The organism is Streptomyces sp. NPDC051173 (assembly GCF_040689515.1).
Taxonomy (GTDB): Bacteria; Actinomycetota; Actinomycetes; order Streptomycetales; family Streptomycetaceae; genus Streptomyces.
Genome location: NZ_JBFBBD010000089.1, coordinates 21010 through 27422, shown reverse-complemented (window position 1 = coordinate 27422; position 6413 = coordinate 21010). Strand labels below are relative to the sequence as shown.

Annotated in this window: 6 protein-coding genes; 4 read left to right on the top strand and 2 right to left on the bottom strand. The window is 72.1% G+C overall.

The window, feature by feature from the left end; genetic code table 11:
* The first annotated feature begins 354 nt into the window (after positions 1 to 354).
* From AB0435_RS30180 to AB0435_RS30165, 4 genes are all read left to right on the top strand, one after another.
* Entirely contained in the window at positions 355 to 945 is a 591-nt protein-coding gene (locus tag AB0435_RS30180) for a class I SAM-dependent methyltransferase (protein ID WP_366007001.1), read from the top strand.
* 22 nt (positions 946 to 967) lie between these two features.
* Entirely contained in the window at positions 968 to 1924 is a 957-nt protein-coding gene (locus AB0435_RS30175; RefSeq protein WP_366006984.1) for an N-acetylmuramoyl-L-alanine amidase, read from the top strand.
* A 164-nt stretch (positions 1925 to 2088) separates the two neighbouring features.
* Entirely contained in the window at positions 2089 to 2952 is an 864-nt protein-coding gene (locus AB0435_RS30170) for a hypothetical protein (RefSeq protein WP_366006985.1), read from the top strand.
* A 120-nt stretch (positions 2953 to 3072) separates the two neighbouring features.
* Positions 3073 to 4083, top strand: a complete 1011-nt coding sequence (locus AB0435_RS30165) for an LLM class F420-dependent oxidoreductase (RefSeq protein ID WP_366428411.1) — start codon at positions 3073 to 3075, stop codon at positions 4081 to 4083.
* Positions 4084 to 4109: 26 nt separating this feature from the next.
* Here AB0435_RS30165 and AB0435_RS30160 read toward each other — a convergent pair whose 3' ends face one another.
* On the bottom strand, positions 4110 to 5540 hold the full coding sequence (locus tag AB0435_RS30160; protein ID WP_366428408.1) for a M1 family metallopeptidase: 1431 nt from the start codon (positions 5538 to 5540) through the stop codon (positions 4110 to 4112).
* A gap of 28 nt (positions 5541 to 5568) precedes the next feature.
* Entirely contained in the window at positions 5569 to 6357 is a 789-nt protein-coding gene (locus tag AB0435_RS30155; RefSeq protein ID WP_366428407.1) for a maleylpyruvate isomerase family mycothiol-dependent enzyme, read from the bottom strand.
* Between the last annotated feature and the right edge of the window lie 56 nt (positions 6358 to 6413).

Below are 6413 nucleotides of genomic sequence, written 5' to 3'. Positions count from 1 at the left end.
GGCTCCCCCAGCTACCGCTGGGAGGTGCCCCCAGCGGGCGCGTCCTCAAACTCCCCCAGCTACCGCTGGGAGGTGCCCCCAACGGGCTGGATTTCACGGACCGTGGCCCTGATTCTGCGGCCGGGTGCGCAAATTCAGCCCGTCCGGCGTTTGAGGACAACGCGCGAAGCGTGTTGAGGGGGTCTGGGGGCTCGCCCCCAGTTTCGGGAAGGGGCGGGGTAGGGGAACAAGCCCGCCGCAGGCGGCGACGGACCGTAAGGGAACATGACCGCAGCAACCCGCACGCACCGCCATGGAGGAACCGTGCCCCCCAAACCCGCAACCCTCGCCGCCTTCGAAGCGGCGAAAGGGTTCATGCCCCTCGACGAAGGCCTCGCCCTCCACGAAGCCGCCGTAGCCGCAGCGGCAGCGTCCCCGCACCCGCTCCTCGAAGTCGGCACGTACTGCGGCCGGTCCACGATCCTGCTCGCCGACGCCGCCCGGGAGGCCGGGACGACGGTGGTGACCGTCGACCACCACCGCGGCAGCGAGGAGCAGCAGCCCGGCTGGGAGTACCACGACCCGACGGTCGTGGACCCCGAGGTGGGCCGGATGGACACGCTGCCCACCTTCCGGCGCACCCTCCACAAGGCGGGTCTCGAGGAGCACGTCATCGCGGTCGTCGGCCGGTCGCCGCAGGTCGCGGCCGTCTGGGGCGCGCCCCTGGGGCTGGTGTTCATCGACGGCGGGCACACCGACGAGCACGCCACGGGCGATTACGAGGGCTGGGCACCGCATCTCGCGGAGGGCGGGCTGCTCGTCATCCACGACGTCTTCGCCGACCCGGCGGACGGCGGCCAGGCCCCGTACCGCGTGTACCGCAGGGCCCTCGCGTCCGGGGCGTTCACCGAAGTCTCGGTGACGCGCTCGCTGCACGTTCTGCGCCGTACCGGTCCCGGCATCTGAACCTCGGCGCTAGCATCGCCGGATGTCCAAAGGCAGTTTTCCCCGCTTTCCCGGGTCCCAGGGCGGCAGCGGCACCCCGCTGCTCGTAGCCGTGGCGGCGGTGGTCACGGCCGGTCTCCTGGGCTGGCTGCTGTGGGGCGCGAACGGCGGCACGGCGGACGACGGCAAGCGTCCGGCGGCGGCCGCCGCCTCGTCCGCGGCGCCGTCGGCGCACCGTACGAGCCCGTCCCCGGAGCCCCGTACGTCAGCGCCGGAGCGGCCGTCGCCGTCCGCGCCGGCGGCGGAGGGCACTCCGGGCTCCGGCGGCCCGCTCAAGGGCAAGGTGGTCGTCGTCGATCCCGGGCACAACATCCACAACAGCGAGCACACCGCGGAGATCGACCGCTCCGTGGACATCGGCACGGGCCGCAAGGAGTGCGACACCACCGGCACGTCCACGGACGCCGGTTACCCGGAGGCGACGTTCAGCCTCGACGTCGCCCACCGGATCCGGGAGCTCCTCCAGGAGCAGGGCGCGGAGGTGCGGCTCACCCACGACGGCGACCGGCCGTACGGGCCGTGCGTGGACGAGCGGGCCGAGATCGGCAACAAAGCGCACGCGGACGCCGCCGTCTCCGTGCACGCGGACGGCGCGGCCGTCGGCGACCGCGGGTTCCATGTGATCCTGCCCGCCGCGGTGAAGGGCGGCCGCGCGGACACCGGACCGATCGCCGGGCCGTCGAAGGAGCTGGGCGAGCGGATCGCGGGCACCTTCGTACGGACGACCGGAAGCGCGCCGTCCAACTACATCGGTGGCGGCACCGGGCTCGACACCCGCTCGGATCTCGGCGGCCTCAACCTCTCGACGGTCCCCAAGGTGTTCATCGAGTGCGCCAATATGCGCGACCCCCAGGACGCCGCTCTGCTCACCGACCCGGCATGGCGCCAGAAAGCGGCGCAAGGGATCGCGAACGGTGTCGCGGACTTCCTGCGGAGGTAAGTACCAGCAGGCCACAGGCATGTCACGAGGGTGATACGAAGGAGACGCCCCGACCGCTCAGGCGATAGGTTCACCCGTACGATGGGGGGCCACCCCCGCGCCCCCTCGCATCTCGCGTACCGGCGACAGCGACGAAACTGATCAACACTGACAAAGGACTTTAGGTGAACATCCGCTCCCTCACTCGAGGCGACGGCGTGGTGATCGGAGCAGCGGTGTTGCTGTTCATCGCCTCGTTCCTCAGCTTCTACTCGTACGACTGCGGCGCGCAGTCGTCGTTCTGCCCGACGGAGCCGAACGGCTGGAAGTCCGGCCTGTTCCCCGTACTGCCGTCGATCTTCCTCGCCGGGATCATCGCCGCCGCGCTCATCGTCGCCGCCCGTTTCCAGCCCGAGGGACGCAAGCTCGTCGGCATGGGCCTGGACCAGTGGGGCACCGCGTTCGCGGTGTTCGCCGCGTGGTCCTCGCTGTGGACGATCGTCGGTGGCGGGTCCCAGGTGTCCGCGGGTGTCGGCCAGATCCTCGGTCTGATCGCCAACCTCGCACTCGCCGCGGCCGCGCTGCTCACGCCGCGCACCCCGGCGCTCAAGGCTCCGCTGATGGGTACCCCCGGCCCGCAGGCGCCGGGTCCGTACGGCGTCGGCCCGAACCCGGGCTACGGCTACCCCGGCGGCATGCAGCAGCCCGGTGCCGCCGGCCCGTACGGCGCGCAGCCCTCGTACGGCGGCCAGCCGCAGCAGCCCCAGCCGGGGCAGCAGCAGGACCACGGCATGGGTGAGGCGGCGGCCGCCGCCCCGCAGGCCGCGGCGCAGCCCGCCGCTCCGGCAGCGGACTTCGCCCCGTTCTGGTTCGCCGTGCCGGTGGCCCGTCCGCTGTACGCGGAGGACGGCTCCCCGACGCCGGTCGCCGAGCTCGCGCCCGGCACCTGGTACCTCGCGGTCGACCAGCGCGGTCAGGCCCTCGTCGCGCAGACGCAGGACGGCCGCCGCGGTGTGCTCCAGGACACCACGGGCATCCAGCGCGGCTGACGCGCGCCCGCCCTTCTCGACGGCCCGCCGGGGTTTCCCCGGCGGGCCGTCGTCTTGTCCCGCGCCGGGCGGGTCCGTACAGTCGCATAACTGACACACCGTCAGCTCATGGGGGTGGCCATGCGGCTCGGACTCGCGCTCGGCTACTGGGGCCGCGGCCCCGACCCCCGCCACGTCGAGCTCGCCATGGCGGCGGAACGGCTGGGCTACGACTCCGTGTGGACGGCCGAGTCCTGGGGCTCCGACGCCTTTACCGCCCTCACCTGGATCGCGGCGCACACCCGGCGCGTACAGCTCGGCACGGCGGTGGCGCAGATGGCCGCGCGCGCCCCGACCGCGACCGCGATGCACGCGCTGACCCTCGACCACCTCTCGGGCGGCCGGATGCTGCTCGGCCTCGGCCTTTCGGGCCCCCAGGTCGTGGAGGGGTGGTACGGCCGCCCCTTCCCGGACAGCCCGCTGACCGCGACGCGGGAGTACGTCGAGGTCGTACGGCAGGTGCTGCGCCGCCGGGCACCGGTCGCCCTCGAAGGCCGCCACCACCCCCTCCCCTACACCGGCCCCGGCGCCACGGGCCTCGGCAAGCCGCTCAAGCCGGTCACCCATCCCCTGCGGCCCGACCTGCCCGTCCTGCTCGGCGCCGAAGGCCCCCGGAACATCGCCCAGACCGTACGCATCGCCGACGGCTGGCTGCCGCTGTACTGGTCCCCGCTGCGCACCGGTCTCCACGCGGCGGCCCTCGCCCACGCCCCCGAAGGCTTCATGGTGGCGCCGCTCGCCCAGGCCCACCTCTGCGCGGACGTGGCCGAGGGCCTGCGGCCGGTGAAGGCCATGCTCGGCTTCTACATCGGCGCCATGGGCCACGCGAGCCGCAACTTCCACGCCGACCTCATGGCCCGCATGGGCTTCCCCGAAGAGGCGGAACGGGTCCGCTCCCTCTTCCTCGCGGGCCGCCGCTCGGAAGCGGTCGCGGCGGTGCCGTCCGCTTTCGCCGACGAGATCTCCCTGGTGGGGCCGCGGTCCCGGATCGCGGAACGGCTGTCTCTTTGGCGGTCGGGGCCGGTGACGGATCTGCTGGTGATCACGCGGGATGTGGAGACGTTGCGGGTGCTGGCGGAGCTGAACGGGTAGGGGGTGCGGGTTGCTTGCGCCTGCGCCTACACCGGTCCAAGCACCGGCTTGCCCGCCCCCCAAAGCCACGCATCGAAAAGCGGCTTCAAACTCCGCCCCGCCTTCTCCTCGCACAGCGCGATGAATTGCGACGTATCCCCATTACCGTGACGGTGATCGGAAACCCACTGCCGCGCAACAGCGAAAAACGTCTCATCCCCCACAGCCCCCCGCAATTCATGCAGAAGCATCGCCCCCCGCCCATAAACCGGCGGATCCGAAATCGTCTCCGGCGTGGGGTCCCCCGGCGGGAACGCCCAAATACCCTCGCTCTCCGGGTCCTTGCCGGAGTAGAAGTCGTCGAATATGCGCTGGGCGGAGCGGCCGCCCTCCTTCTCCTCCCACATCCATTCCGCGTACTGCGCGAAGCTCTCGCTGAGCCACATGTCGCGCCAGGTGCGCGGGGTGACGGAGTTGCCGAACCACTGGTGGGCGACCTCGTGGACCACGATGGCGTCGGTGGGCGCCGCGTCGAAGTACGGCTTGGTCTGGGTCTCCAGCGCGTAGTCGACGTAGTCGTTATGGTCGATGACCGCCCCGGCCGAGGAGAAGGGGTACGGGCCGAAGAGCCCGCTCGCCCAGTCGATCGCGCGGGGCAGCAGCTTCGCCATGCGCGGTCCGGCGGCGGCTTCCTCGGGGTGGGTGGCGATATAGAGGGGCAGGTCGCCGGCCTTCGCGGTGGTGACCTCGAATTCGTTCACGACGACGCTCGCCAGATAGCTCGCCATCGGCTCGGGGCTGTGCCAGGAGAAGGTGGCACTGTCACCGCGCACCTCCTTCCGCTTCAACTCCCCGTTGGCCACGGCGGTGTAGCCCTTGGGGACGGTCACCTCGATGTCGTACGTGGCCTTGTCGGAGGGGTGGTGATTGCCGGGGAACCAGGCCGTCGAGCCGGCGGGTTCGCCCAGCGCCGCGGCACCGCCGTCCGTCTCCACCCACCCTTCGAGGGACTCGCCGTCCGCGTCCGTGATCTCCTCGGGCACGCCCTCGTAGACGACCACCGTCTGGAATTCGCGCCCCTTTCCGACCGTCGCGCCGGGCGTCACCGTCAGCTTGGTGCCCTTCCTCGCCGTGCTGGCAGGCTCCCCGTCGACGCGGGCGCCGCGCACCCGCATACCCTTGAGGTCGAGGTTGAAGGCGTCCAGATCCTGGGTGGCGCGGGAGGTGATGACGGCGGTGGCGTGCAGCCGGTTGCCCTCGGGTTCGTAGTCCAGCGTCAGGCCGTAGTGCTGTACGTCGTAGCCGCCGTTGCCCAGGCGGGGGAAGAGCGGGTCGCCTGCCCCGTCGGCTCCCGCCTTCCCGCTGTCGCTCCCGCCGGAGCAGGAGGCGACGAGCACCAGCGCCACGGGCAGCAGTGCCCGGCGCCCCGGTCGGCGGCGCGGGGCACGGCTCGTGGAGGATCTGGGTATACCGGTCATGCACGCGATGCTCTCACCCGGCCGCCGCTCAGAAGCTCGCCGTCTCCAGCCAGAAGTCGAGGACCGCGCGGTCGCCCAGCACCTCGACCCGGCCGCCGTCCAGCGGCTGCCGCCGGTAGACGACGGTCAGCACGTCGGTCATCGGCCCGCTCAGGGTGACGGCCGCCTCCTCATGCCCCCGGTGCCAGGCGAAGCGGTCGCCGGTGAGGTCGACGAACCACTCGGCCGCTGTGTCCGTGGCGTGCAGCCGCAGGGTGCGGCCGGGGCCCAGCAGCCGCTTCAGCTCCGGCTTGTACTCCAACATCGCGGGGTAGGTGGATATCGCCAGCCATTCGTCCAGGCAGTCCGCCGCCAGCACCGGGTCGACGGTGAATTCGACGCCGGCCGCGGCTGCCGCGTCGGCGCGGTGGACGAGCGTCTCGTGCGTCATCCGACGGGCCCAGAAGCCGCTGAGCTGGTCCACGGCGTACGTCCACACCGGGGTGTCCGGACCCGCCTCGCGCAGCGTCTCCGCCAGCGTCTCGGCGCCGGCCGTGAGCCACGCCCCGAGGCCCTCCTCGTCGTCGGGGGACGGGTCGCCCGGACCGAACTCGACGGTGAGACCCCCGGCGGGCGCCTCGAACTCGGTGGTCCGCGTCCGCACCAGCGTCTCCGCGAACCGGTGCGCCCGGCCGACATGCAGGACGAGCTGGGCCAGCGTCCAGTCCGGGCAGGTGGGCACGGTGGCGGCGAGATCGGCACCGCGCAGCGTGGCGCGCAGCAGCGCGGTCTGGGCGAGGACCTCGGAACAGTAACGGTCGTGGGTGAGAGTCGTCATGAGACCGCTGTAGAGAGGGCCACTGACAACGCCCTTGCCGAAGGCCTGTTCGGGCC